At 60.6% G+C, this 824-nt stretch carries 2 protein-coding genes; both read left to right on the top strand.

The features are described from left to right. A partial coding sequence (locus EN935_RS38325) for a nuclear transport factor 2 family protein (RefSeq protein WP_164771838.1) occupies positions 1 to 236 on the top strand: 236 nt, incomplete at its 5' end. Between the two features lie 222 nt (positions 237 to 458). Continuing rightward, positions 459 to 737: a hypothetical protein gene (locus EN935_RS38320; RefSeq protein WP_109663047.1), complete on the top strand. Its 279-nt coding sequence runs from the start codon at positions 459 to 461 to the stop codon at positions 735 to 737. Positions 738 to 824: the final 87 nt, after the last annotated feature.

Below are 824 nucleotides of genomic sequence, written 5' to 3'. Positions count from 1 at the left end.
TGCCAGCGCCGGACGGCGCCCGTCATGCCGGCAAGGCGGCGTGCGTCGGGCTTTGGACGGCAATCGCAACCCAGGCCGGCACGCGCTTCGATATCGAGGAAACCTTCATCGCCGGCGAGCGGGCGACGATCCGCTGGCGCTATTTCATGGCCGACGGCAATTCGCTGCGCGGCGTCAACCTCATGCGTGTCGCCCACGGGCGGATCGTCGCAGCAATGGGCTACGTCAAGGGGTAGCGCCGGCCGGCGCTACCGATCCGCCGGTGCCAGCCTGGCGCCGAAGGTGCAGCGAACCAAGTCAGCGCGATGAGCCGGCAGGCCTTCCTCTAATCCATATTGACGTACGAGGACGCCCGATCGCAGCCATATGAGTTACTCCTAAGGTATCTCAATCTGTGCTAAAATCGAGCGCGACCGCCATTCGACGATCGAGAAAGACCATTAGGGAGGACTCGTGTGATGAACATCAGAACCACCTGCTTTGGAGCACTCGCATTGGCTGTCTTCAGCGGCACGGCGTTTGCCGGGGCGCTCGACTCGCCCAAAATGATGGAACCGTTTTTCACCGATTCGGGCATGAAGACGATGAAATCCGACGATGAAATGAAGGCGGCCTGGGCAGCGATGTCCAAGGACGATCAGGCCATGATGATGAAGGAATGCCAGGACGCTGCGATGAGCAAACCATACGCACCGTTCTGCGAAAAATTGAAGGCCCTCGGCGGCGCAAACAAATGACTGCCCTCGCCCAGAGCTGAAGAGCAGATGAAGGCGGGCGCTAAAGCGCGTCGCGTTTGAACGGATTCAGGCGACGCGCTTTAGGTC

Source organism: Mesorhizobium sp. M7D.F.Ca.US.004.03.1.1 (assembly GCF_003998635.1).
Lineage (GTDB): Bacteria > Pseudomonadota > Alphaproteobacteria > Rhizobiales > Rhizobiaceae > Mesorhizobium > Mesorhizobium loti.
This window is presented reverse-complemented; position numbering and strand designations above follow the sequence as displayed.

Coding starts and splice junctions, on each gene's coding strand:
- EN935_RS38320 (WP_109663047.1), top strand. CDS start 459: ATGAACATCAGAACCACCTGCTTTGGAGCACTCGCATTGGCTGTCTTC.